This is a genomic window from Oscillibacter sp. KLE 1745 (genome assembly GCF_000469445.2).
Lineage (GTDB): Bacteria > Bacillota > Clostridia > Oscillospirales > Oscillospiraceae > Oscillibacter > Oscillibacter welbionis.
This window is the reverse complement of record NZ_KI271733.1, coordinates 5,030-29,397: the sequence shown is the minus strand read 5'-3', so window position 1 is coordinate 29,397 and position 24,368 is coordinate 5,030. Positions and strand designations below refer to the sequence as shown.

26 protein-coding genes and 1 riboswitch are annotated in these 24,368 nt (G+C 57.5%); of the genes, 16 read left to right on the top strand and 10 right to left on the bottom strand.

Features of this window, described 5'->3' with window-relative positions; translation table 11 throughout:
- The 5 genes from mobP3 to HMPREF1546_RS10825 all read right to left on the bottom strand — a co-directional run.
- Positions 1 to 718, bottom strand: a 718-nt coding sequence (gene mobP3 / locus HMPREF1546_RS10845) for a MobP3 family relaxase (protein WP_021751937.1), incomplete at its 3' end; no start/stop codon positions are given.
- Complete coding sequence (locus HMPREF1546_RS10840; RefSeq protein ID WP_021749213.1) at positions 706 to 1,125, bottom strand: hypothetical protein; 420 nt, start codon at positions 1,123 to 1,125, stop codon at positions 706 to 708. The genes mobP3 and HMPREF1546_RS10840, both read right to left, overlap by 13 nt.
- A 347-nt stretch (positions 1,126 to 1,472) precedes the next feature.
- Positions 1,473 to 1,889: a helix-turn-helix domain-containing protein gene (locus HMPREF1546_RS10835; protein WP_021749212.1), complete on the bottom strand. Its 417-nt coding sequence runs from the start codon at positions 1,887 to 1,889 to the stop codon at positions 1,473 to 1,475.
- On the bottom strand, positions 1,886 to 2,095 hold the full coding sequence (locus tag HMPREF1546_RS10830; protein WP_036630291.1) for an AlpA family transcriptional regulator: 210 nt from the start codon (positions 2,093 to 2,095) through the stop codon (positions 1,886 to 1,888). Before HMPREF1546_RS10830 ends, HMPREF1546_RS10835 begins: the two co-directional genes overlap by 4 nt.
- A 183-nt stretch (positions 2,096 to 2,278) precedes the next feature.
- Positions 2,279 to 2,986, bottom strand: a complete 708-nt coding sequence (locus tag HMPREF1546_RS10825; protein WP_036630288.1) for a hypothetical protein — start codon at positions 2,984 to 2,986, stop codon at positions 2,279 to 2,281.
- A 532-nt stretch (positions 2,987 to 3,518) separates the two neighbouring features.
- A riboswitch (FMN riboswitch) is annotated at positions 3,519 to 3,632 on the top strand.
- A 158-nt stretch (positions 3,633 to 3,790) separates the two neighbouring features.
- On the opposite strand from HMPREF1546_RS10825, the gene ribD reads away from it, so the two are divergent.
- The 5 genes from ribD (at position 3,791) to HMPREF1546_RS10800 (ending at position 7,777) form a co-directional block, all read left to right on the top strand.
- The gene (gene ribD, locus HMPREF1546_RS10820) at positions 3,791 to 4,897 is read left to right on the top strand and encodes a bifunctional diaminohydroxyphosphoribosylaminopyrimidine deaminase/5-amino-6-(5-phosphoribosylamino)uracil reductase RibD (protein WP_036636830.1); all 1,107 of its coding nucleotides are present in this window, start codon (positions 3,791 to 3,793) and stop codon (positions 4,895 to 4,897) included.
- Positions 4,878 to 5,525 (top strand): riboflavin synthase, encoded by a 648-nt coding sequence (locus HMPREF1546_RS10815; RefSeq protein ID WP_021747971.1) that lies wholly within the window; start codon positions 4,878 to 4,880, stop codon positions 5,523 to 5,525. The genes ribD and HMPREF1546_RS10815 overlap by 20 nt, the downstream gene beginning before the upstream one ends.
- A 17-nt stretch (positions 5,526 to 5,542) precedes the next feature.
- A complete protein-coding gene (locus HMPREF1546_RS10810) occupies positions 5,543 to 6,745 on the top strand; it encodes a bifunctional 3,4-dihydroxy-2-butanone-4-phosphate synthase/GTP cyclohydrolase II (RefSeq protein WP_021747970.1) in 1,203 nt (400 codons plus the stop codon).
- A gap of 58 nt (positions 6,746 to 6,803) precedes the next feature.
- Positions 6,804 to 7,271, top strand: a complete 468-nt coding sequence (gene ribE / locus HMPREF1546_RS10805; protein ID WP_021747969.1) for a 6,7-dimethyl-8-ribityllumazine synthase — start codon at positions 6,804 to 6,806, stop codon at positions 7,269 to 7,271.
- A 164-nt stretch (positions 7,272 to 7,435) separates the two neighbouring features.
- Positions 7,436 to 7,777 carry a hypothetical protein gene (locus tag HMPREF1546_RS10800; RefSeq protein ID WP_021747967.1) on the top strand — a complete coding sequence of 114 codons (342 nt, stop codon included), beginning with the start codon at positions 7,436 to 7,438 and terminating at the stop codon, positions 7,775 to 7,777.
- A gap of 489 nt (positions 7,778 to 8,266) precedes the next feature.
- Here HMPREF1546_RS10800 and HMPREF1546_RS10790 read toward each other — a convergent pair whose 3' ends face one another.
- Both HMPREF1546_RS10790 and HMPREF1546_RS19645 read right to left on the bottom strand, forming a co-directional pair.
- The gene (locus HMPREF1546_RS10790; RefSeq protein WP_021747965.1) at positions 8,267 to 8,557 is read right to left on the bottom strand and encodes a tyrosine-type recombinase/integrase; all 291 of its coding nucleotides are present in this window, start codon (positions 8,555 to 8,557) and stop codon (positions 8,267 to 8,269) included.
- A 154-nt stretch (positions 8,558 to 8,711) separates the two neighbouring features.
- On the bottom strand, positions 8,712 to 8,843 hold the full coding sequence (locus HMPREF1546_RS19645; protein ID WP_301546137.1) for a hypothetical protein: 132 nt from the start codon (positions 8,841 to 8,843) through the stop codon (positions 8,712 to 8,714).
- A gap of 1,473 nt (positions 8,844 to 10,316) precedes the next feature.
- Here HMPREF1546_RS19645 and HMPREF1546_RS10785 point away from each other — a divergent pair.
- From HMPREF1546_RS10785 to HMPREF1546_RS10755, 7 genes are all read left to right on the top strand, one after another.
- On the top strand, positions 10,317 to 11,540 hold the full coding sequence (locus tag HMPREF1546_RS10785) for a M20 family metallopeptidase (RefSeq protein ID WP_021747962.1): 1,224 nt from the start codon (positions 10,317 to 10,319) through the stop codon (positions 11,538 to 11,540).
- 70 nt (positions 11,541 to 11,610) lie between these two features.
- Complete coding sequence (locus HMPREF1546_RS10780) at positions 11,611 to 12,777, top strand: amidohydrolase (protein WP_021747961.1); 1,167 nt, start codon at positions 11,611 to 11,613, stop codon at positions 12,775 to 12,777.
- Positions 12,778 to 12,875: 98 nt separating this feature from the next.
- Complete coding sequence (locus HMPREF1546_RS10775; RefSeq protein WP_021747960.1) at positions 12,876 to 14,093, top strand: hypothetical protein; 1,218 nt, start codon at positions 12,876 to 12,878, stop codon at positions 14,091 to 14,093.
- A 97-nt stretch (positions 14,094 to 14,190) separates the two neighbouring features.
- Complete coding sequence (locus tag HMPREF1546_RS10770) at positions 14,191 to 15,477, top strand: serine dehydratase subunit alpha family protein (RefSeq protein ID WP_021747959.1); 1,287 nt, start codon at positions 14,191 to 14,193, stop codon at positions 15,475 to 15,477.
- 10 nt (positions 15,478 to 15,487) lie between these two features.
- Positions 15,488 to 16,675: an amidohydrolase gene (locus HMPREF1546_RS10765; RefSeq protein WP_021747958.1), complete on the top strand. Its 1,188-nt coding sequence runs from the start codon at positions 15,488 to 15,490 to the stop codon at positions 16,673 to 16,675.
- A 268-nt stretch (positions 16,676 to 16,943) separates the two neighbouring features.
- Positions 16,944 to 18,338, top strand: coding sequence for a Na+/H+ antiporter NhaC family protein (locus tag HMPREF1546_RS10760; RefSeq protein WP_021747956.1), 1,395 nt, complete (start codon positions 16,944 to 16,946; stop codon positions 18,336 to 18,338).
- A gap of 13 nt (positions 18,339 to 18,351) precedes the next feature.
- Positions 18,352 to 18,888: a macro domain-containing protein gene (locus tag HMPREF1546_RS10755; protein WP_036629604.1), complete on the top strand. Its 537-nt coding sequence runs from the start codon at positions 18,352 to 18,354 to the stop codon at positions 18,886 to 18,888.
- Between the two features lie 217 nt (positions 18,889 to 19,105).
- Here the strand turns inward: HMPREF1546_RS10755 and HMPREF1546_RS18880 are convergent, their stop codons facing one another.
- The 3 genes from HMPREF1546_RS18880 to HMPREF1546_RS10740 form a co-directional block, all read right to left on the bottom strand.
- A complete protein-coding gene (locus HMPREF1546_RS18880) occupies positions 19,106 to 19,630 on the bottom strand; it encodes a hypothetical protein (protein ID WP_147629925.1) in 525 nt (174 codons plus the stop codon).
- A gap of 550 nt (positions 19,631 to 20,180) precedes the next feature.
- A complete protein-coding gene (locus tag HMPREF1546_RS10745; RefSeq protein ID WP_021747952.1) occupies positions 20,181 to 21,326 on the bottom strand; it encodes a cell wall metabolism sensor histidine kinase WalK in 1,146 nt (381 codons plus the stop codon).
- Positions 21,323 to 22,003: a response regulator transcription factor gene (locus tag HMPREF1546_RS10740; RefSeq protein ID WP_021747951.1), complete on the bottom strand. Its 681-nt coding sequence runs from the start codon at positions 22,001 to 22,003 to the stop codon at positions 21,323 to 21,325. The genes HMPREF1546_RS10745 and HMPREF1546_RS10740 overlap by 4 nt, the downstream gene beginning before the upstream one ends.
- Before the next feature lie 147 nt (positions 22,004 to 22,150).
- Between HMPREF1546_RS10740 and HMPREF1546_RS10735 the strand changes: the two genes are divergently transcribed.
- From HMPREF1546_RS10735 to HMPREF1546_RS10725, 4 genes are all read left to right on the top strand, one after another.
- Positions 22,151 to 22,861 carry a hypothetical protein gene (locus tag HMPREF1546_RS10735; RefSeq protein ID WP_021747950.1) on the top strand — a complete coding sequence of 237 codons (711 nt, stop codon included), beginning with the start codon at positions 22,151 to 22,153 and terminating at the stop codon, positions 22,859 to 22,861.
- Position 22,862: 1 nt separating this feature from the next.
- The gene (locus HMPREF1546_RS19640) at positions 22,863 to 22,994 is read left to right on the top strand and encodes a CD1871A family CXXC motif-containing protein (RefSeq protein WP_021747949.1); all 132 of its coding nucleotides are present in this window, start codon (positions 22,863 to 22,865) and stop codon (positions 22,992 to 22,994) included.
- Positions 22,987 to 23,853: a 4Fe-4S binding protein gene (locus HMPREF1546_RS10730; protein ID WP_021747948.1), complete on the top strand. Its 867-nt coding sequence runs from the start codon at positions 22,987 to 22,989 to the stop codon at positions 23,851 to 23,853. Before HMPREF1546_RS19640 ends, HMPREF1546_RS10730 begins: the two co-directional genes overlap by 8 nt.
- A partial coding sequence (locus tag HMPREF1546_RS10725; RefSeq protein ID WP_021751929.1) for a TlpA disulfide reductase family protein occupies positions 23,850 to 24,368 on the top strand: 519 nt, incomplete at its 3' end. The genes HMPREF1546_RS10730 and HMPREF1546_RS10725, both read left to right, overlap by 4 nt.

Below are 24,368 nucleotides of genomic sequence, written 5' to 3'. Positions count from 1 at the left end.
GTTCGTAGGTGTGGAGCATCTCCTGTTTGAAGATTTGGTTGGTCAAATTTGATTTGATCTTACGGATGCCGTCCCGTGTCAGGCATGCCTCACCGGGCACCGTTGACCACGCCATCATGTGGACGTGGGGGTGCTTCCCCTCATCGTGGAAGGCAGCGTACCAGCGGAAGTGGTTCGGTTGGATATTCATGGCGGCGGCAATGTCGTTGCGGTTGGCCCGGAGCAAATTCATCCACGCCTTAGCATTGTCATAGCTAAGCCGGGCGGCATCCTCCCGCTTCAGGGAGATGATGTGTGTCCACACGTTTCCGGTGTACTGGTCTAATTCCTCCATTGCTTTGGCTAAGTCCACACCGTCCTCGTCCCCAAAGAGCCCGTGGTCACCAAGCCGCTCCGCGCGAGGCCGGGTGGCGATGTACTTCATGTAGCCGTCCGACTGCTGCACCGCCGGCCAGTTTTCCTCCAGCGCCCTGGTAATGAATACGGAGGCATTGGCCTTGGTGGGCTTGTCCTTGTAGTCCAAATACTCGCCCAGCTCCTTCGTCTCCGGGAAATCTTTCACCAGTTTGCTGACCAACTGCTCCTGCTTTCTGGTTGGCGGACGGTCATCCGGGAGCAGTTCCACGCGCTCCCTTGTGCCGATGTACCGCAGGTAGCCGCTGACAGAACTGTTGCCATCGCACTTGAGATAAGGGCTTTTCAGGATCAGTCTTGCCACTCATCTCCCTCCTCCCAGGCTCCCCGCACCCGCTGTTCCAGCGAGATGCGGCCATTGGTTTTCTTCACGTTCTGCACGCTCTCCGCCCGTCGACGGCGGAGATCCTCGTCGCTGAACTGATAGGCGTCCGCCAGGATACCGGCCACCATGTCCTGCTCCACCGACTGCCGGAAGGCAAGGGAGGACAGACGTTCCTCCAGCTGTCCCAGCCGTCCGTCCAGGTACGATTTGATAGATGTTGGCAGGAAAAGGCCGGCGTCGTTGGCGCTGAGGTAGTCCAGGTAAAAGTCCACCGCCCGCTCGACGAAAGCGGTCATACTCCGGCTTCCGTCCTCCTGATACCGGCGCTCCAGGATGGCTTTCTTTTCCGGGGTGAGATAAAAAGCAAATCTCTCTTTTTTGCCCATAAACTGCTCCTTTCCGGGGCGTGACCCCTATTTTTTCGTTATGGCAGTAGGAGTTCGGGGATTGTGACCACAAACGTGATCCCCGCTGCCTGTTTTTGACCCCACTTTTGATACACCGCAAAACCCCGTAACGACCCGCACTGCGGGGCGAAGTGACCGGCCGGAGGAGCCACTGGCGACCCCGGCGTTTATCCTGCTTTTTCTTTCGTCCCCCGTAAAGAACCCAGAATGGGGAGAGTCCTCTCTCCAAAGAGGGGGAACAGCGGCCCAAATCCGGTCTCTATCCGCTGGGAGGGGCAGGGACTCTGCCCCTCCCGTGATCGGGGCACACAGCGGCTCACAGGCGGTCATGCGGGGCTTTCCCGCTCCCGCAGGAGTTTTGCTACACGCTGGCGCTCCGTTGCCAGCTCCAACTCCGCTAACTGGCTTGCATAGTGTTCGTCGATCACCTCTCTGATGGGCCGGAGGGTGAACAGCAGATTTCCGTTTCGCTTTTCTCCTGTCTTGGTGATGACCTCTGTGGGCTCTGCGGTGATAAGTCCTCGCTCCTCCAACTGACGGATGTACTTGCGGACGGTATTCTCGCTCATCCGCACTGCTTGTCCAATGGTTTTGATGCTGGGCCAGCACTGATGTGTCTTTCGGTTTTCACACCGTTTCAGAAAACTGTACACAGATAACTCTCCGGCACTTAGACCCAGGAGAAACACTTCGTTGGGCAGAGAGAAAAAATTTCCGCGCCCGCTGTACTTGCTGTATCTCATGTGCCGCCTCCTGTGTGTTCCTTCACCCACTGGATGAACTGCTCCTTGGGTACCACCATCCTGTTGCCGATGCGCAGTACCGGGAAGCCCGGCTCGTGCATCAGTTCATATCCGCTGGACGGTGAGACGCCCAATACCTTCGCCACTGTTTTTGAGTTGAGAAACAGCGGCAGCTCCGCATAATTTTTGTAGGCAGACTCTTTCATTTTGATTACCCCCTCTACTACTTTACCCGAAGACATTTCTCAAGTGACATAGAATTGACACAACTGTGCCTCTTTTACCCCCCTCACTATGTATTGGGGGAATAATATCCTTTTGACATATTTCTGACAGAAAAGCGGAGCGCCTGCTTTGTCAGCAGACACTCCGCTCAGTGTTGGGTCGATTCAGTTTTGCGCCGGTTTCCGCAGTCGGTACCTGCCCTCTGCTTCGTCCCGCTCTTTCAACAGACGAGCCAGGGCAGAGAAAAACTTCTTTTGCATATAGTCCACGCTGCCTCGGTTCAGCTGGTGTGCCTCGGCGTACTTGCGGATGGACAGGCCCTCCACGAACCGCTCCCGGAAGTAGTCCCGGTATTCCAACAGCACTGTTTTCAGGGCGTTGTCCAGAAATTGCAGATCCTCTTTCAGTTTGGCGAAGTCACTTCGTGTGATGGCGGTGAACCGCTTTTCTTTCATGCAGAGGCGATATTTGCTCCGGTCGAAGTTGTAGTGCTCGCAGAGATCTTTCGCGTATGCGAGGTAGGAGAGAGACCGCTGATACTCTCGGGAGTCGTATTCTTCCTCCAACTGCCGCTGATGTTGTTTTCGCACCGGCCCCCGGAAGCCTTCATCCTCCAGTCGCTCGATGGCGGCCTCCGAGATCTTCATATTCATCAGCCGCTTGTACTTGGCTTTCCGCTCTCCGTCTGCTTCCACGAATGCGCAGAAGGACTTTTTGGTGGAGGTGCAGTACTTGGGAACATCCGCAAAGGGATAGGTAGTCCAAATGACCGTTTCCTCTCTGGTGTCATTATCCGTGGCCGTGGAAATCACGTAGACCACCTTGCCGTCGTACCGCCGGTAGTACCCGGCGCAGATTCGTCTGCCCGCCATCAACTGCACCTCCATTTTTCCTGCCTTCAGTATAGCGGGACACGGGCTTTCTGTAAATGGCGGAGGCTTTTCTTTGTTTTATTTCCCCCGCAGAATTTGAGGCGGTGTTCCGGCAAAACATCGACGGAGAAGGCCCACGCCTGCAGCAGGGCAGCCTGCCGGGTGGCAACAGACTGTTTCACCGTTTCAAATACATTCAATAGGCAAATCCTCCAAAAATAAGAAAAGCGCCTGTCATTCTCACAAGGAAAATGTCAAGCGCCGGTTGGTGGGTTCCGCATTCAATTTTCACACGGAAGGGGGAGGGGGGATGCCTGCGGTATCTCCGGCAGGGCGCGGAGGAATGGCTGCCGCTACATTCGGGGCGGCCTGGCGCGGCGGCATCATTCTGCCAGAACCGCGTAAATGCATGCCCCTTAACCGCGCCTGCAAACCCGCCTATGCCTGGCGGGAGGACAAAGATTCTGCAACCCTGCGCTGTCCAGAGGGTTGACAATTCCAGCGCCTTGGCCTATAATCATCTCAACTGAATCAGGATCTTCAGGGCGGGGTGAAATTCCCCACCGGCGGTACAGCCCGCGAGCCGAAAGGCAGACTTGGTGAAACTCCAAGGCCGACAGTAAAGTCTGGATGAAAGAAGATCGTGTGACTGCAGGAACTCTCTTTCCTGCGCCCGTGGACGCTCGCTCTGGAATGGTTACATTCCGGAGCGGTTTTGTTTTCCGTGGGCGCGGGTGCGTCCCGTTTTCACGATGCTCTGGACCACTGGTTCAGAGCATTTTTCCATTTTTGGAGGTGAAGAAGATGGATGACAGCTCCTATATGGCGCTGGCCGTGGAGCTGGCGGAGCGGGGCGTGGGCTGGGTCAGCCCCAATCCACTGGTGGGCGCCGTGCTGGTGAAGGACGGGTGCGTCATCGGCCGGGGGTGGCATGAGCGGTGCGGCGGGCTCCACGCGGAGCGGGCCGCCCTGGCCGACTGCCGGGAGGACCCGGCGGGGGCCGTGCTGTACGTCACCTTGGAGCCTTGCTGCCATACGGGCCGCCAGCCCCCCTGCACCGAGGCCATCCTGGCCGCCGGCATCCGCCGGGTGGTGGTGGGCAGCATGGACCCCAACCCGCTGGTGGCGGGCAAGGGCGTGGAGCTCCTCCGGACCCATGGGGTGGAGGTGGAGACCGGGGTGCTGCGGGAGCAGTGCGACGCGCTGAACCCGGTGTTCTTCCACTATATCCGCACCAAACGCCCCTATGTGGTGATGAAGTACGCCATGACCCTGGACGGGAAGATCGCCGCCTATACCGGGGCCTCCCGGTGGATCACCAGGGAGGCGGCACGGCGGCACGTCCACGAGATGCGGCACCGGTACCGGGGCATCCTGGCCGGCGTGGGCACGGTGCTCTCGGACGACCCTCTGCTGACCTGCCGCATCCCGGGCGGGCGGGACCCGGTGCGGATCATCTGCGACACCAGCCTGCGGACCCCGCTGGACAGCCGGATCGTCCGCACCGCCGATAAGGCGGAGACCATCCTGGCCACCTGCGTCTCCGACCCGGGGCGGACCGCCCCCTACACCGATGCCGGGTGCCGGGTGTGGACCCTGCCGGGGCGGGGCGAACATGTGGACCTGCCCGCCCTAATGGACGCCCTGGGGGCAGCGGAGATCGACGGAGTGCTGCTGGAGGGGGGCGGCACGCTGAACTGGGCCATGCTGGAGGCGGGCCTGGTGCAGCGGGTCCAGGCCTACATCGCCCCCAAGCTCCTGGGCGGCGCTGGGGCCAGGTCCCCGGTGGAGGGCCGGGGCGTGGAGGCGCCGGACCAGGCGGCACATCTGCGGAAGGTGACGGTGACGGCCCTGGGGGAGGATTTCTTGCTGGAAGGAGAGGTGGACCGGGATGTTTACGGGACTCATTGAGGAGGTGGGCACCCTCCGGGCCGTCCGGCGGGGGGCTCACTCGGCGGTGCTGTCCATCGGGGCGGAGACGGTGCTCTCCGGCCTGAAAACCGGCGACAGCGTGGCGGTGAACGGAGTCTGCCTCACCGTCACCGCCCAGGACAGCGGCGGCTTCACCGCCGACGTGATGCACGAGACCTTGAACCGCTCCTCCCTGGGGGCCCTGGCGCCGGGGAGCCCGGTGAACCTGGAGCGGGCCATGGCGGCAGACAGCCGGTTCGGGGGCCACATTGTCTCCGGCCACATCGACGGCACCGGCGCCATCACGCAGGTCCGCCGGGATGACAACGCCCTGTGGTACACGGTAGAAGCATCCCCCGCCCTGCTACGGTACATCGTGGAGAAGGGCTCCATCGCCATGGACGGCATCTCCCTGACAGTGGCAGCCGTGGAGGCGGACCGGTTCTCCGTGTCCGTGATTCCCCACACGGCGGCGGTGACCGCGCTGGGCCGGAAACGGCCCGGGGATGTGGTGAACCTGGAGACAGATATCATCGGCAAGTATGTGGAGAAGCTGCTGCGCCCGGCGGAGCCCGCCGCCCCCAGGGCCGGCCTCTCCTTGGAATTTTTGATGGAAAACGGATTTTGAACAAGGAGGAATGACCCATGGAATCCCAATTCTGCACGGTGGAGGAGGCGCTGGAGGAACTGCGTGCCGGCCGCCTCATCCTCACCATTGACGACCCGGACCGGGAGAACGAGGGGGATCTGATCTGCGCTGCCCAGCTCGCCACCACGGAGAACGTCAACTTCATGGCCACCCACGCCAAGGGACTGATCTGCACCCCCATGAGCGCCGAGATCGCGGACCGGCTGGGGCTGGAGCAGATGGTGAAAGTGAACACCGACAACCACGCCACCGCCTTCACCGTGTCCATCGACCATGTGGACACCACCACCGGCATCAGCGCGGAAGAGCGGGGCTACACCTGCCGCAAGTGCGTGGACCCGGACACTCGGCCGGAGGATCTGCGCCGGCCCGGCCATGTGTTCCCCCTGACTGCCCGGCGGGGCGGCGTGCTGGTGCGGGGCGGCCACACAGAGGCCACGGTGGACCTGTGCCGCCTGGCGGGCCTGGTCCCCTGCGGCCTGTGCTGTGAGATCATGCGGGACGACGGCACCATGATGCGCACCACGGAGCTCTTGGAGAAGGCCGGGGAGTGGGGGCTGAAGGTGCTGACCATCCAGGCCCTCCAGGACTACTGCCGCCGCCACGACAAGCATGTGGTCCGTGAGGCCTCCGCCCACCTGCCCACCAAATACGGGGACTTCCAGATCTACGGCTATGTGAACGACCTGACCGGGGAGCACCATGTGGCCCTGGTAAAGGGGGACATAGGCGGCGGGGAGAACGTGCTGTGCCGGGTCCACTCCGAGTGCCTCACCGGGGACGTGTTTGGCTCCAGGCGCTGTGACTGCGGGGAGCAGCTGGCCGCCGCCATGGGACAGATCGAGGCGGAGGGCCGGGGTGTGGTGCTGTACATGCGCCAGGAGGGCCGGGGCATCGGCCTGATCAACAAGCTGAAGGCCTACGCCCTCCAGGAGCAGGGGCTGGACACCGTGGACGCCAATGTGCGCCTGGGCTTTGCCCCGGACCTGCGGGAGTACTGGATCGGGGCCCAGATCCTCCGGGACCTGGGGGTCAGGACCATGCGGCTTCTCACCAACAACCCGGACAAGATCTACCAGCTGTCCGACTTCGGCCTGGAGATCGTGGAGCGGGTTCCCATCCAGATGCCCGCCACGGCGGAGGACCTCGGCTATCTGCGGACCAAGCAGCGGCGGATGGGCCATCTGGTCCGGTACTGAGGGCCGGCGCCCGCCGGTCGAGGGAAAAGAAACGAAATCTGATCAGGGGGAATTTGTCATGAAGATCTATGAGGGAAATCTGGTAGCGGAGGGCGCGCGGATCGGCGTGGTCTGCGCCCGATTCAACGAGTTCATCGTCTCCAAGCTCCTGTCCGGCTGTGAGGACGGGCTGCTGCGCCGGGGCGTCCGGCAGGAGGACATCCATGTGGCCTGGGTGCCGGGGGCCTTTGAGATCCCCCTTGTCGCCGCCAGGATGGCCAAAAGCGGGCGGTACGACGCGGTCATCGCCCTGGGGGCGGTGATCCGGGGCTCCACCAGCCACTACGACTATGTGTGCGCGGAGGTGTCCAAGGGCATCGCCCAGACGTCGCTGGAGACCGGCGTACCGGTGCTCTTCGGCGTCCTCACCACCGACACCATCGAACAGGCCATTGAGCGCGCCGGCACCAAGGCGGGCAACAAGGGGGCGGACTGCGCCCAGAGCGCCATTGAGATGATCAACCTCCTCCGGGCACTGGAGGCATAAGAGCCGGCCTCGGCGCTCCTCCGGTGCGCGGCCCCGCAGGCGCCGCCCCGCCGTAAGCAGCACGGGACGCGGGAGAAACATGGACATGGGCCTCCTGGGGCGTCAGATCGTCTGTCTCAGCAAAGGGCTGGACGAAGTGGTAGTATCCCCACGGCGGCACTTGGATGGAGAGTTCTGCCGACAGCCGCCTGAGCAAGGGGCTATCCAATGGCTGGCAGGTTGTCCCAAAACAGTGGGTGGAGTCCATGCTCCGGAACCAGCCGAAGTGGGAGGTCGAGCTGGCTATTGTGAATTTCCGCTATGCGCCGCAGGGACTCGCTCCACAGCAACAGGACAAACGCAGTATGGTGATCTCCCAGCGCATGGTGGAGGCTGGCTTTGCCTGCGTGCTGACGGCCCAGTTGAAGGGCCGGACCGTTCTGCTGATCTGCTCAATCCGCCCGGCGGCCACCGAAGAAGAGATCCGCTATACGATACAGCTCCTGGACAAATATGCCGTACGTTGAAGGAGAAATGCTTTCCTCAATCTTCTGTCATTACTGATTATGAAACCCTATTTTCGGGCGTTTACCAGGAATGATTCCTTGCCCCAGTCTGGAAAATATTTCTGGCAAAGGGCTGGGAGCGTTTTTGACCACATTTTCAGCCACAGTGCGGTGCGGAGTATATGGAGGCAGTGCATTCAAAGAGTGACGGAAAGCAAGCGGATTGGAGCAGATATGGCCATAAAGCGCAAAAAATAGTTAGAAAAAATTCAAAAAGTCGCTTGGTAAGGATGAGGTCGGCGGTTCGAATCCGCCCAGCAGCTCCACGAAACACCTGAAATCTTCGGATTTTAGGTGTTTTTTGTTGCAGATTTGCATTTTTTGCGTGAGGAAAAATGTGGGTCAACCGTCTGCCCTACATGCGGAAATGTCCGAAAAGGTTTGAAGCGCACCGGACAGGAAGTTTTGCTTCCTACCCGGTGCGCGTTCTCTTTTCCTTGCCGTTTCTTTTTACATGACTTGCTCCATAAAGGCGCCCATGGTTTGAGCAGCCTCGTCCTGCTTCTGCTTCGCAGTGTGGGGATAGGTGCGGAGGGTGAAGCCTGTGTCGTAGTGGCCCGGCATGCTGGACACGGTCTTCATATGCACGCCGTTCTGCAGGGCTGTAGTGGCGAAGGTATGCCGCAGACCGTGGAAGTGCAGCCGGTTGTACTCCGCCCGCTCCAGCACCGTCTGGAGCCGCTTCCGGACGGCGGCTGGGTCCAGCGGAGAGTCCTCCTTGGCGGGGAGGGGAACATCCACCGGGGATGGACGGCCTTCTTGCAGGCCTTGAGCACACGCAGCACCAGGGCAGGGAGGAGCACTGTCCGGTTACCTGCCTTGGGCGGGGACACCACCAGTTCTCCTTTGACCCGGTGAATTTGACACACCACCCGCAGGGCGCCGGTGCGGAAATTCAGGTCATCCCATTGGAGTGCCAGGCTCTCCCCCGGCGCAGACCAGTGGCAAGTTCCAGCAGCAGAAGCTCGTAGCAGCCGTCTTCCCCGGCCTGAATCAGCAGGTGCTGGCTTTCCTCGGGAGCCAGCACTTTCATTTCTTTGGGTTTGGCAGATGACAGCTTACACCCATCTGAGGGATTACAGAAAATCCGTTTTCCTCCACCGCTTTATTCAGTGCTGCATGAAGGGCGGTTTGAATGCCCCGGACAGTCTGGGACAGAACTTCGCCGCAGAGTTCTGCCCGCAGTGGCCTGCCGCTTTTTTGAGGTCTGTATAAATCCTGAGACAGCAGAACCATTCCCGCTTGTCAATAGTCGAGATGAACGGGACCCGCCCGCCGCTGACAAGTACGAATGCTTTTGCTCGTGTGGCAGTCAAGAGGGCAAAAGCAGGGAGTGCTTTTACCCTCGATAATTCTGATTTTTCTTTACATTTGCTTGTGTGGTTTTATATCGCCGCAAGGAATTTGGGCACCACAGCACCGAAAATCAGTGTGTTTTCCAGTGTCCTAAAAGGCAAAAAATTCAGTATTCTCAAGGCTTTTCACGGTGCAACGGCTTTTTGCGGGGCGAATGCAAATACTATTTCTTATAATATCACGTTCGTGAACTTAAGAGTGAGAGCTTATCTTCCTTCTCGCCATTCCAAGCCATTCTCAGAAAGGAACCTAATATCGTCCAGAAAGGCGAATTGCAGGAAGAGGTCATTGCAAAAATGTAACAAGCACGCTCTACGGAGCGATGGATAGAAAGACCAAAACGAGGGAAGCCCGCTTTTACAACCTGGACCATCGCTGCGGGCCGCCCACATCCGCATTTGGGCCACCAGTGAACTGAAAGAGTAATGAACCAAGAACTTTGCCTTGGGTGATGAACGCCTCAGGCAGGGTAGGACTACTTTCAGCATCGGCTCCTTCAAAACCGCTGGAGCGGAGGTAATTCCATTCGGTCCAGTGAGCGCCGTATCTGGCAGCAGATCATTGACATCTGTGCCGGGCGCCACCGTACGGGACTTCTATACCGTGGTATAAAATAAGTTCTGCGGGCTTTTACGCCGTCACAGGGCGCGGTGGGGCAGAGATCATTTGCACCAATGCAGACCGCAGCAAGACCAATGGGCCTGACCGCCTGGAAACGTGCGCTGGATGGACGTACGATGAGCGGATATTGCAACTACATTCTGCATTGAGTATCTGATCGGGCGTCAGAGCACTTTCGCCATGCGGAAATTTGCCGCCTGTGTCAGTGCGCTTCTGGCTTTCCGCCGATAGGATATAGGATATTTTTGGGATAAGGGCACACCTCCAGACAAGCGGCCGTCGTCAAGGCAGACAAGAAGCATGATGCGTTCAACAAGACCCGGAAAATGGTCTCCGACTCTAACAAGGAAGTGCTCAAAATGCTGGAGTCAGGAAAAGTCAGGAGAAAAATATTGACTTGATATACTTTGTGGTTTAGGATTATTATAGATAAAGTATAGTTAAAGCAATATCGTATTGTCGGAAACAGGGATCCCTGTTTCTATGTTTGCGAAGCAAACATAGAAACCATGCTGAACAAACAATGGCTTCCGGAAGCCATGCAGGAAGGAGGAAATTTGAGACGAGTACGATAAAAGAAAGAGCGGAGGAATATTTCCCGGAGATGGTAGAGATTCGCAGGGATATTCACCGCCATCCTGAGATTGGAAGAAACGAGGTGAGGACATCGGCCCTGATTCGAAAGAAGCTGGAGGAATACGGGGTTGATGCAATCGAACGGCCTGTACCAACCGCCGTTGTAGCGTTGATCCATGGAGCCAGAGGCCCGGGCCGCTGCGTGGCACTGCGCTGCGATATCGACGCATTGCCCGTGCAGGAGGAAACCGGACTGCCGTATACCAGTGAGAATCCGGGGATTATGCACGCCTGCGGCCACGATATGCATGCATCCATGATGCTGGGCGCGGCCAAGATCCTGTGCGGAATGAGAGAGCGTTTTGCGGGCTGTGTCAAGCTGATATTCCAGCATAGCGAAGATACATTACCTGGCGGCGCCAAGGAGCTTGTGGAAAAAGGCGTGCTGGAAAACCCCCATGTGGACGCGATCTATGGAATGCATGTGCTGCCGGACGCCCACCGGGCAGGACAGGTTGGGTTCCACATCGGGCCCATAACAACTTCCGTGGACCTGTTCGACTTCACCGTCTCCGGCAGAGGGGGACATGGCTCTCAGCCGCAGAATACAACGGACCCCGTGCTGGCTGCCGCCCAGATGATCGTGATGATGCAGCAGATCGTCGCCCGCCGGGTGGACCCTATGGAGATGGCAGTATTCTCCCTGGGGAGCATCCATGGCGGCGACGCGCCCAATGTGATCCCGGCGGAGGTCAAGTTTGGCGGCGTGACCAGAGCGTATTCGGAAAGTGTGCGAAGCGTGATTAAGGAACAGGTCCAGGCAATTGCAAAAGGTATCGAGGCCGCCTCCGGAAATACAGTACATATTCACTATGCCGACGGATATCCCAGCGCTTTCAATGACAAAGAGCTGATGGATCTTGCCGCTGAAGCGGTCCGAAAGGAATTGGGTGAGGACGCGGTGGTCCCCATGCCCGATCCAATGCCTTTCAGTGAGGATTTCAGCTTCTATGGAAAGCTGGGTGGTATCCCCAGCGCCTATCTGATGCTTTATGCAGGACACGAGGGAGAGCTGGCGCCCCTGCACAATCCCAAGTGTGCGGTTCGGGAGGATGTTATGCCGGCAGGCATCAGGACCTTGGTTTCTATTGCTCTGGAATTCCTGAAGTAATCAGATTTGGAAAGTTCAAAATGATTTAACCATTTAAAGCGAAAAAATTCGCGAGAAAAGGAGAATTGTTATGAATGTGCAAGAGGTCGCCGCCCAATACGGAGAGTATCTGATCGAAAAGCGCCGCTATTTCCATCAGCATCCTGAAGTCAGCACCAAGGAATATCACACCAGCAAGGCAATCAAAGAGGCGCTGGACGAGATAGGCGTTTCCTGGCGGCCCTGTGGGCTGGAGACGGGTGTGCTGGTCACCATTCAAGGCGCAAAGCCCGGCAAGACCATTTTGCTTCGCGGAGATATGGATGCCTTGACGGTCCAGGAAACCACCGGGGCGCCTTATGCGAGCAAAAACGAGGGCATTATGCATGCCTGCGGCCATGACTGCCATATTGCGATGCTCCTGACCGCCACCCGCATCCTTCATGACATGAAAGAAGAACTGTGCGGCACGGTAAAACTGGCTTTCCAGCCTGCGGAGGAGGTAGCTCTGGGTGCCAAGTCCATGGTTGAGCAGGGCGCTTTGGACGGTGTGGACGCATGTTTTGCCATTCATGTGTGGACAGATGTGAAGTCCGGCATGGTTTCTCTGGAAGCCGGCCCCCGGATGGCGTCGGCAGACGAATTCCATATCACTGTGAAGGGAAAGGGGTGCCACGGCGCACAGCCGGAGCGGGGTGTGGACGCAGCTGTTGTAACGGCTGCCATCATCAATAACCTGCAGTCCGTCGTCAGCCGGGAGATCTCGCCTATGGACCCGGCGGTCGTTACCGTAGGGACGATCCAGGCGGGCACCCGTTGGAATGTAGTGGCGGAGAACAGCTATATGACAGGAACCACCCGCTGCTTCAGCAATGAGGTGTGGGAAACCTTTGAGGAACGGATGGAAAGAGTTATCAAAGGCACAGCCGAGGCTTACCGCGCTGAGGCAGAGCTGGAGTACCTGCGTATCGTGCCGCCCACTGTCAATGATGAGGCGGTGGTTTCCATCGCCCAAAAATCCGCGGTTGCTGTCCTGGGTGAGAATTGCCTCGCATCCAATCCGGCTACCACCGGCGGCGAAGACTTCTCCTACTTCATGCAGAGGGTGCCGGGAGCAATCGCACTGCTGGGAACCGGAAACGAGGCCTGCGGAGCCGTTTGGCCAAACCATTCCGGCAATTTCTGCGTGGATGAGGCACAGCTTTTGAAGGGCGCCATGCTCTATGCGCAGGTGGCAATGGATTTCAACGCACAGTAATTGGTCAGACTCATATTGGGTGGGAGAATGCAAAACCATGAAAGGAGGCAGTTCTGCCGCCGAAATATGTGCTGAATAAGTAAAGAGGGGGAAAAGACATGTATAACTTTGCACTAGCGTTTGTGCTCTGCGCTGCAGTGTACATCATTGGCGAGGTCGTTTCCACGGCAACAAAAGCATGGATTCCATCGGTATTCGTAACTGCCGCTATCATTCTGGTGGGCTACTGGACAGTCCTTCCCACTACGCTGATCAGCGACGCCGTACTGATTCCCTTTGGCAGCACAATCGGTATCTATCTGCTGATTACGCACATGGGCACCGTGATCAGCATCAAGCAGCTGCTGGAGCAGTGGAAGACCATTGTGGTCTGCCTTGCGGGACTTGCGGGTATGTGCGTCCTGGCACTGTTCGTCTGCCCCCTGCTCATGGACCGCAGCTTTGTTGTCGCGGGACTGCCTCCTCTCACCGGAGGCATCGTGGCTGCAACGACGATGATGGAGGCGGCCAATGCTGCCGGCCTCAAGGAAGCGGCTGTGTTTGCTATCGCCATGTACTGCGTCCAGGGGTTCGCGGGGTATCCGCTTACGGCGGTCTGCCTCCAGCTGGAGGGCAAAAAGCTCCTGAAAGAATACCGGAACGGCGGTGTGTCGGTTGCCGGCGTTTCAAATGCGGTAGATGCAGTCAACGGAAAGCTGGAAACCACCGAGAGTCCGCGCAAGAAACTGCTGCCCCCCACGCCTGCCAAGTGGAATTCTGTTGTGGTGATGCTGGGCAAGCTGGGATTCGTGGCCTGGCTGGCCACACAGCTGGGAAGAGTTGTCATCCCCGGCCTGAACATGACGATCAGCGGCGCTGTGTATGCGCTGGTTCTGGGCATTATTTTCACCAGCATTGGTTTTCTGGATGAGAACGCACTGAATAAAAGCAATTCCTATGGCATTGTCATGTTCGCTCTGATGATGTATATCTTTGACGGCCTGAAGGATTGCACGCCCCAGATGCTGGGCAGCATCATCGGGCCGATGGTCATTCTGATTGTTGTCGGTGTTGCTGGCATGGCGGTATTGTGCTTCGTCAGCGCAAAAATACTGAAGATCCCGTTCCTGCTGGCCTTTGCCACCGCATTGACTGCCCTGTATGGGTTCCCGCCCAATGCAATTATCACTGAAAACACCTGCAACGCTCTGGCGGCGACCCCGGAGGAAAAGGAATATCTGATGAGCAAGATGTTCCCGCCCATGATTGTCGGCGGCTTTACCACTGTGACGATCACGTCCGTTATCATTGCAAGCGTATTTGCCAAAATGTTCTGATTGTAAAGGCCATATCATCTACAAAAGCGGGACACGAAGTGTTCCGCTTTTGTAGAATCAAATGTTGGTTGGGATCATAGAATAGGAGCGTATCGCTATGAATCGGAAACTGATTTGTCAAATATTGAATCATGAGATGATGCTGGCCACCGGCTGCACAGAGCCTGCCGCGATTGCGCTGACAGCCGCCATTGCCCGAGAGCAGTTGGATGGAGAGCTGGAGCATATCAAGGTCAGGGCCAGCGCGAATATCATCAAGAACGCGATGTCTGCGGGGATACCCGGAACGAACTATACTGGAATAAATTATGCAGCTGCTTTGGGTGCTGTGTGCGGGGCGGTGGACCGCCAGCTCCGGGTTGTGGATGACGCCCGCCCGGAAGACATTGAAAGAGCGGCCCATCTTGTGGAAAATGGATATGTGGACGTGAGAAGGGCGTTTGATCCGGACAAGCTGTATGTGGAAGTTGAACTGGTGAATAAAGAACACCAGTCCCGCGCCATTATTAAGGGAGCGCATACCAATGTGATCCTTGTGGAGCGGGACCACCAGAGGGTGGGCTGTGAGCTGCCCGGGCAGACGATGGAAACGGATATCACGCCGGAGCAGATCAGCAGGACGCTGAATATCCGGACGATCTATGAATTTGTGGAGACGATGGATCGCCGACAGGATGATTTACACATGATCCAAGAGGCCATCGAAGTCAATGGGCATATCGCGCAGCTGGGCGCAGCGGGTGATTACGGACTGAATATCGGCCATGGTATCCGGAACAATCAGGAAGCAGGGCTGATGGGGCACGATGTTGTCATGGATGCCGTAGCCATGACTGCCAGCGGGGTGGACGCCAGAATGGCGGGAGCCAATGCCCCAGTCATCACAAATTCCGGATCCGGCAATCAGGGCATTACCGCAACAGTTCCCATCTTGTCTGCCGCGAAGAGTCTTGGTATTGATGAAGAGAGAACGTTTCGCGCTGTCACGCTGAGCAACCTGATGGCGATTCATATCCACGCGGATTTCGGACCGCTCTCCGGGCTCTGCGGGGCGACCATTGCCGCTGCCGCCGCAGCCTGCGGCTTGGTGTATCTACAAGGAGGCACGCTGGAGCAGATCGGATTTGCTGTAAACAATATGTTTGGGAATGTGAGCGGAATGCTCTGTGACGGTGCCAAGGCAGACTGCGCCTTGAAGATCAGCACCTGTGTCTTTGCCGCCTTCCAATGTGCCGCTATGGCCCTTCGGAGTGAAAGCGTGAAAGCGACAGATGGAATTGTAGAAACAGACCCGGAAGAAACGATCAGAAATTTCGTGCGGCTTGGGAATGAGGGTTCCTCTAAATGTGATGATTTGATTTTGGAGATGCTTCTTCAGAAATAGGAGGACTGTTATGAACTATAAAGAACTGGCTGAACAGGCATTGGATTACATTGTGGAACAGCGCAGATGGTGCCACCAGAACCCGGAACTGAGCCTCGAGGAAGTCCAGACCACAGAGCATATTGCGGCAGAGCTTCAGAAAATGGGCTATACCGAGATCCAACGCTTCCCGGACCATACCGGATTATGTGCGATGCTGCGGGGGGGAAAGGCCGAAAAGGCGTGCAGAACTGTGGCTCTCCGGGCGGATATTGATGCCTTGCCGGTAGAGGAAAAGACAGGCCTGCCCTTTGCAAGCCGAAATAAGGGCGTCATGCATGCCTGCGGCCATGACTGCCATATCTCCATGCTTCTCGGTGCGGCAAAGATGCTGATGGAGACGAAAGACGAATTGCAAGGCAACGTCAAACTGATTTTCCAGGCTGCGGAGGAGACCTGCCACGGTGCGGAATACTATGTTGAAGCGGGCATCCTTGATGGCGTGGATGCCATTATGGGCCAGCACGTGTGGGCGACACTGGAGGAGCCATACATCAATGTGCAGGCGGGGCCCCGCATGGCCAGTGTGGATAACTTTGTAATCAAGGTAGATGGTGTTTCCGCCCATGGGACACAGCCGCATCTGGGTGTGGACGCACTTTTGGCTGCCGCAGCGATTGTCAGCAATATCCAGTCATTTGTCTCCAGAACGAACGACCCCTTAAACCCGCTGGTAGTAAATATCGGAGAGATGCACGCCGGACAGCGGTATAATATTATTGCAAACCATGCGGAACTGTTTGGAACCACCCGGACTTATAACGCAGAATTCCGTATGAAGATTGAAGAGGGGCTGCGGCGGATTGCTGAAAACACAGCCAAGGCTTTTGGCGCGACTGCCACGGTTGAATATGATTACTATGCAAACTCTCTTTATAACGATGATGAAGAGTTGAATAAAATCGCCCATGACGCAGCTGTGAAACTCTATGGGGAAGCGTGTTTGAAAGAACTTCCCCAGATGATGGGCAGTGAGGATTTTGCTTTCTTTGCCGATAAGATTCCAGCGGTGTTCGGTTTTCTTGGAACGAGAAATGAGGAACTCGGTATGACGGTGGGGAACCACAACGACCGCTATACAGTCCATGAGCCGGTGCTGCAGAGGGGGGCCGCACTGTATGCGCAGTTTGCGGCAGACTATCTGGAGCGTGGCAAATAAACTGGCAGCTGATGAATTGCGCAGGGGACATTCCGGACTCAGAAAATGCCCGGAAAGGAATATCCGCTGTACAGTAGAGGCCGGCATTCCATCGACTGGAATGCCGGCCTATCATTTTGTCATTTCAATCAAATGGTGTTCTTAATATATTCCTTATCCCAGAGCCGGGAAACTAACACTATCTTCATCGGAAGTGCTCTATTATGACTTTAGCGGGCACCAGAAGCACTCCAATAAATGCGACTGTGGTAGAAACGAGGTTGTACTCATGGAATATGGAATATGGACACTGATCCCCGTCCTGTTCGTCATTGCCTTTGCGCTGAAAACAAAGCGGACTCTGGAACCGTTGATCTTTGGAACTCTGCTGACCTATGTGATTACCAGCGCTGCACGGATCCCGTCCGAGGGAGTGTATGCACTGTCTCACATCGCCACCGACTGGATGGATGCTTTTTTCCGCGTGGCGACAGATTATTCGCACCAATGGGTCTTTTTGGTGTGCGCGTTGTTCGGCAGCCTCATTACGCTGTTGGGAGAATCCCATGGAACACTGGGATTTACAAGAGCGCTTGGAAAGCTCTGCCGGGGGCCAAGGTCCACCATGATGGTCACCTGGATCATGGGGATTCTTATTTTTGTGGATGACTATTTGAATATCATGACACTGAGCACCTGCATGAAAAAACTGACCGACCAACGCCGTGTGCCCCGGGAGGCCCTGTCTTACATCATCGATTCCACCGGCGCGCCGGTGTGTGCCATTCTGCCGTTCTCTACCTGGGCAATCTTCTTTTCCGGGCTATTTTTCACGCAGCCGGGGATTGCGGAGCTGGGCTATGGAACGGCGATAGAGACATTCTATCACGTGATCCCCTTTGCCTTTTACGCCATCGCAGCGGTTATCATCGTGCCGCTGTTTATCGTTGGCGTTGTTCCCAAGCTGGGGCGGATGCGGACCGCTTACCGCCGCCTTCAGGAGACCGGCAAGGTCTATTCGCCGGAGAGCGCACCGCTCAACGAGGAGGATGAGTCGGAATTTCAGACACAGGGCAGCCTCATGGACTTTATCCTGCCGGTGGGCGTGTTGATTATCTTGGCAATCATTTCCGGAGAGCTGTTTCTGGCCGTGGTTGCTGCGATTGCAGTGTGCTTTGTACTCTATATTCCCAGAGGCAAAATGAGCTTTTCCAGGTTCTGTGATCTGGCGATGCACGGCTTTTGCAACATGATTCCCACGGTGGCCATCATCTTCTTTGCGTTTGTCATGCAGGAGGCAATGACCGATATCGGGATTGCCGATTACATCATTACCCTGGTGCAGCCCCATGTCAATGCCGTGATCTTCCCTCTGGTGACATTTCTGGTGGTGGCGATCCTGAATTTCAGTACAGGCAGCGTGTGGGGGATTCCGGCCATCGTTGCGCCAATCCTGCTGCCGCTGGCGGAGAGCATCGGCACAAATCTGCTCCTGGTCATGGGGGCGATTGTCTCGGGCGCCACGCTCGGCAGCCATGCCTGCTTCTATTCCGATGCCACGGTATTGACATCCAGCTGCTGTAAGATCGAGAACATGGATCATGCGTTGTCTCAGATTCCGTATGCGCTGTGTGCCAGCGGAATTTCCGCTTTGGGGTATCTGGTATGCGGTGCTCTGCTGTAAAGGAGGAAGGCCTATGCCGTATCATCTTTGGATGGGAAATATCGTAAATATTGCCACGGATGCCATTGTAAATGCTGCAAACACAGAACTGAAGCGTACGCCGGGGATCTGTGAGGCAATTTTCGCCGCAGCGGATAGTGCAAAGCTGGAGGAGGCTTGCCGACGTCATGGCCATTGTCCTATCGGACATTCTGTGATGACGCCGTCCTTTGGGCTGCCGGCCCGCTATATTATTCACGTGGCCGGACCTGGCTGGTTTGGAGGCGCGGAGCGAGAGCGGTTACTGCTGGCAGACTGCTACCGCCGCGCCATGATAAGGGCAGTGACCAGCGGATGCAAAAGCATTGCGTTTCCACTTATTTTTTCGGGAGAATATCACATCCCACGAGAAGAAGCAATCTATATTGCCGGCCAAGCGATTACGGACTTTATACGCCGGAGTCCTGCCTTGGATGTGGTTCTGGTCCTTTACAAGCCGGGAATCTATCTGATGGCCAAACGGATTTTGGGATGGGACGATACACACAGTTATGAAACGAGCGCCAAATGATTCTGGCGCTCGTTTTCCTGCTGGTGGGAGCGCCCCAATTCTATCTTCCGATCATGACGCCATTATTCACGGTTTGGTAGTATTACGCGTGATACGATAACGGGACAAGGTATTGATTCTATGACGAGTTGTGGGAGGGTGAGTACATAGGGGACGGACAAACAATGAATGCGCGAATTTCCCACACGATCCGGAAGCGGAGGATCCTCCGGGGAGGCTAAAAATCCTTTTTGGCTATGCGGCCGGCGTGAGCAAAACGTATGCCCTGTCGTAAGCGGCGCATCAGGCGCAGAAAGAGGGCGCTGATCTGGTGGTGGGCTATGTGGAGCCCCGCATGTAAGACCGGATACATTGTCCCTGCTGAACGGACGGGAGGTCTTGCTGAATAAGAAAAACGAATACCGCGGCATTCAACTCCGGGAGGGTTGATATTGACCAGATTCCAACTGTCCTGGTGGATGAAGCGGCGCACAACAACACCCAGGGGTGCCGGCATACCAAGCATCGGGATGTGGAGAGGCTTCTTCGGGTGGAAAAAGTCTGTCGGAAACGCCAGACCAAACAGGTCCTGCAAAATTTCTTTACCACAGGGAATATAAAGCAACTGCGCTGCAATCTGCACTTGGCGGAGCAGCAGGGGGCGCAGATTTCCATGGTGTACGGGACGGCTCCTGCGGTGCAGATCGCGGAATACGCAAGGGTCAGCGGCGTGGCAAAGATCGTCATGGGCCGCATCAATCATAAGTCAGGAGCCCATCACGGGGAAAACAGCCCGGCAGACCAACTGACGGATCTGGAGGTATACATCCTTTCGAACTGTCAGCATTTATTAAGGGGCCGATTGGAGAATTGCGTGTGCCGGAAGCACATTTTTCCTGGAGAGATGCGGGCATCATGCGGGCTTCGCTACTGCTATCCGCAGGAAACTTGATGTGTGAAGCCCAAAACAGATGCGCACTGTCCGCTGAGAAGCAAAAAGCACCTAAAATCTTTAGATTTCAGGCGCTTTCCTACTGTAAATGGCGCACAGATTACAGGGCTGTATGGAGAGGCAACGGGAATCGCGTTTGCAGAGACGCTGATATCTTCAAACGTTGTACGCAGACTGACCCGCCACATGTCGGAGGCAGGCTTCCGGACGGCGGTTCCCTCCGCAGAGCGTCTTCCGCCCAAAAGCTGAGCCCCAGGGGGCGGCGCACGGAAAGGCAGCTTGCCCACAGCCAGGGGCATGAAAATAACTGCCGCGAGGCGTTTCCGCCGATCCCGTCTGACAAAAGACGTCAGTTTGTATCTCAATCCGGCGGAGGATCCTGTTCGCATGGCAGCTTCAGGACGAATCGGCTTCCCGCTCCCCGGGATTTTTCCACATAAACAGCGCCGCCGTGGAACTCCGCGATGGCCCGCACCAGTGCCAGACCAAGTCCGGCACCGCCCAGCTGTCGGGAGCGGGAATCATCCACCCGGAAAAAGGGCTCGAAAATTCGCTGGCGGAGCGATTCCGGGATGCCGGGTCCCTGGTCGGCAACCACGATTTGGAACCATTCCCCATCCCGGTGGCCCGCGATGTGTACAACGCTGCCGGCCGGGCTATACTTGACGGCATTTTCCACCAGATTGCATACCGCCTGCCGGAGCAGCTCTGCATTTCCGGCCAGGGTACAGGGCGCGGCATCCACCAAAATGGTGATGCTCCGCGCTTCCGCCTGGGGGGCGGCCTGGTCCGCGGCGCTCCGGATCAGCTGGCCGGAGGAGAGCCGCTCTCCGCGGGATGCCCGCTCCAGATTGGTCAGCTCCAAGAGTTCGCTCACCATGGCGGACAAGCGGTCCACCTCCCCCTCGACAATCTGGAGCAGCTCCAGTGTGGCCCGGGGGCGGAAGTCCTGCTTTTTGCGGAACAGGCCGATTCGGGTCTTCAGGACTGCCAGCGGTGTGCGGAATTCATGGGCCGCGCTGCGGGAGAAGTTCCTCTGCATGACGAAGACCTGGTTCAGCCGCTGGGACATCTGATTGAACGCCAGGGCCACTGCGGCCGCCTCATCCCCGCTGTCGGGGATCTCAACGGGCTGCGCCAGATCCGCAGCCGTCCGCTCCCGGATCTGGCAAGTGAGTGTGTCCAACGGAGCAAGGGCTTTTCCAACCAGCCGGTATATGAGGAACAGGCCCAACGCCAGGATGGCAACCATGGCCAGCAGGCTCTGCATGTGGAACGCCCCCTGAGCCTGCTGGATCGTATCGCTGATATGCAGTTCCGCCATGGGCAGGCTGACACTGTCTTCCAGCTCTGCGCGCTGCGCCGGAAGAAGCGGCACCGCCTGAATGGCGTCGGCCATCCGGATGGCCGAAAAATTGTTAGTCACAGTGAGCAGGAGGCAGCAGAGCGTCAGCAGGGCTGCGCAGAGCAGAGTGACCCGCAGGCGCAGGGACATCGGTTTCCTCATGCCGTCTCCTCTCCGGCCAGGCGATAGCCCCGACCTACCTTGGTCTGAATCGGATCATGGCCCAGCCGCTTCCGCAGTTTTTTCCGGAGCGAGGAGATGTGCATCCGCACGGCGTTGCTGAAGGGGTTGGCATCCGCCTCCCAGATATGCTCCATCAGCTCCTCCTGGCTGATCCAGCATCCCCGGTGAAGCATCAGATGCTCCAGGATGGCAAATTCCCGGGGCGTCAGGGGAAGGGGTTCCCCACGGCCGGAGACCTCCCGGGTCACGGTGTTTAGGGTCAGCGCGCCCACCTGTACAAGGGACTCCCGCTGACGAAATTCCCGGCGCAGCAGCGTCCGCACCCGGGCCTCCAATTCCTCCAGGGCGAACGGCTTGGTCAGGTAATCGTCCGCGCCCAGATCCAGCCCTGCCACCTTGTCTGAGAGCTGTGACCGGGCGGAAAGAATCAGCACCCGCAGCTCCGGCTGTTCCGTCCGGATGTGCCGGAGCAGCTCCAGCCCATCCATGCCTGGCAGGTTCAGATCCAGGACCACCAGATCATAGGGTTCCACAAACAGCCGCTCACAGGCCGCCGGACCATCGTAGCAGCAATCCACCGTGTATTTTTCCAGTCTCAGATCCTCCGCGATCCCGTCGCACAGGAGACGCTCATCCTCCACCACCAAAATCCGCATCCCACTCACCGCCCTTTTCCATGTGCGGCTATTATAGCACATCCAGATAAAATTTCCATCAAGACCGCCTTGACAGGAAATTTACGTTTTCCATGCTACAATGCCTCCTGTCCAAAATCCGCCGCAGGTGCGGCAAGGAGGTTTTTTATGAAGCGATGCAAGAACAAACGGAAGCTGGCCATGCTGGGTCTGGCCGCTGCCATGGCCCTGTCCCTGGCGGCCTGCGGAGAGAAGCGGCCCAGTCAGGAGGACGTGGAACAATCCATCGAGGCTGGTACGCTTACCATCGAGGACGCCCTGGATAAGGGCTGGGTCGATCAGGCGTGGGTGGATGCCTATTATGAGGAGAACAGCGTTCCCGCCGCCAGCAAAACAGAGAGCAACATGGTGGGCGACTTTGCCACGACCACCCTGTCCGGAGAGGCGTTTACCCGGGAACAGCTGGGGGATGTGGTGTTCTTTGCCTTCCTGGACCCGGAAGCGGAGGGGACGCAGGTCTTCTATAACGCACTGGCGGAGGGATATGGGGGCGTTGCGGAGAATGGGGCGGAAATCCTGGCCTGCACCAAAAGCGGAACCGGCAGCGAGATGTTTGCCGATGCACCCTTCCCCGTCATCCTCTACAACGACTCTCTGGCAGCAGCTGTGGGCAGCAACAGAAGCATGGTGGAGGACGGGGAGATGCCAAACGTCGCCTCCTGGTATGTGAACGGAACATTCCTCTCTGCATGGTATTCCGCCGTGGACGCAGAGGAGCTGCCTGCGTCCGCGGCCGCCTTTGTGGAGATGAGCCGGAACGCCGCGTTCCAGTCTGGGACGGCGGCAGAGGGCGGCGCCGCTATGGCGGCTATGGGCTGATATGAGAAACATCACGTTCTGTTGTCTGGCAGCCGCCCTGCTGATGATTGGACTGGGGCTGTGGCGCGGGGAAGCGGACATGGTCCTGCACAAGGGCGTCAACCTGTGTTTGGAGTGTGTGGGCATTGGCTGAAAACAAGCATCGCTGGAAGATCCAGCTGGGGGCCGCGCTGGCTTCCAACCCCTTTTTGATGAACTTCCTGCATGGAAGGATCTCCAGGACCGGCCTGAAGGCCGTCTGCGTCCCCGGGCTGAATTGCTACTCCTGTCCGGCCGCGGCAGCTTCGTGCCCCATCGGGGCGCTTCAGGCGGTGATCGGCTCCTCCAAGTTCCAGTTTGCATGGTATGTGGTGGGATTCCTCATTTTCGCAGGCGCGCTGCTGGGGCGGGTGGTGTGCGGCTTTCTGTGCCCGTTCGGATGGTTCCAGGAGCTGCTTCACAAAATCCCTGCAAAAAAGTTCAGCACCAGGCGGGTCCGCATCTTGACCTATCTGAAATACGGGATTCTGGCGCTCTTCGTCATTGTCCTGCCTATGACGGTGGTCAACGAGGTGGGAATGGGCGACCCGTTCTTCTGCAAGTATATCTGCCCCGCCGGCATCCTGGAGGGCGGCATCCCACTGGCGCTGGCCGATGCCGGCATCCGGGCCGGCCTGGGCGGACTATTTACCTGGAAGAGCTGCATCCTGCTGGGGACAGCTCTGCTGGCGGTGTTTTTCTACCGGCCTTTCTGCAAGTGGCTGTGCCCGCTGGGGGCCTTTTACGGGCTGTGCAACAGAATTTCCATCTGCCGCCTGCAGGTGGACTCGGGCCGGTGCACCGCCTGCGGGGCGTGCAGTCATGCGTGCAGAATGGATGTGGATGTGTTCAGGACGCCCAACCATGCTGAGTGCATCCGCTGCGGGGACTGTGCGGCTGCCTGCCCCCATGGGGCCATCACCAGGGTATTTTCGATCAAAACAATAGAAGAGAAGAAGGAGACTGCCACATGAAACGTGTTCTGATCCTATTGCTGTCGGCGGTACTGATGACCGCCGCATTGACCGGCTGCAGCTCCGGTGAAGAGGACGCCCTGGTGTCCAAGACACCTTTCCCGGAATTTTCCGAGGTGGACATTGCGGGCGATGAGATCTCCAGCGACATTTTCGCCGACTATGACGCCACCATCGTCAATTTCTGGAACAATGGCTGCGGTTCCTGCATCGCCGAGATGCCTGAACTGGAGGAGCTGTATCAGGATTTCAAAGAGCGAAACATCAACCTCATCGGTGTGGGTACCGACTCCGGCGAGAGCCGGGAGCAGCTGGACACGGCCCGGGAGATTTTGAAGGAAAAGGGCGTGACCTATCACAATATCTCTCCGGATCCGGAGGGCGATTTCTACAAGGACTTCGTTGCGGATATTTCCACCTATCCCACTACATATATCGTGGACGGCGAGGGAAACATCGTGGGTGCGGATATCGTGGGCAATGTGAAGAAGCAGCTGGACACCGTGGAGACCCGG